The organism is Streptococcus sp. HMSC061E03 (genome assembly GCF_001813505.1).
In the GTDB taxonomy this organism is placed as follows: domain Bacteria; phylum Bacillota; class Bacilli; order Lactobacillales; family Streptococcaceae; genus Streptococcus.
The window spans coordinates 1-530 of the sequence record NZ_KV812787.1; the positions used below are offsets into that span (position 1 = coordinate 1).

Genomic DNA, 530 nt, shown 5'->3' on the forward strand with positions numbered 1-530 from the left:
ACTGCTGCCTCCCGTAGGAGTCTGGGCCGTGTCTCAGTCCCAGTGTGGCCGATCACCCTCTCAGGTCGGCTATGTATCGTCGCCTTGGTGAGCCGTTACCTCACCAACTAGCTAATACAACGCAGGTCCATCTCTTAGTGATGCAATTGCACCTTTCAAATCAATATCATGCGATATCGACTTTTATGCGGTATTAGCTATCGTTTCCAATAGTTATCCCCCGCTAAGAGGCAGGTTACCTACGCGTTACTCACCCGTTCGCAACTCATCCGCTCGGTGCAAGCACCAAGCTTCAGCGTTCTACTTGCATGTATTAGGCACGCCGCCAGCGTTCATCCTGAGCCAGGATCAAACTCTCATTAAAATAATTGTTTGTCTTAAACTCATTCTGTCACTGACAGATTTATTGTTTTTTTATTGTTCAGTTACTATAACCTTAGTTATAGCGCCCTGCACATTGGTTCGTCTTGTTCAGTTTTCAAAGGTCTTTGTCGCTCTCGCGCGACAACTATATTAGTATATCATGACCT

The 530-nt window shown here is 46.2% G+C and carries 1 rRNA gene; it reads right to left on the reverse strand.

What is annotated here, in order from left to right:
- Positions 1-364, reverse strand: a 16S ribosomal RNA gene (locus HMPREF2917_RS07270); the annotation flags it as partial.
- Between the last annotated feature and the right edge of the window lie 166 nt (positions 365-530).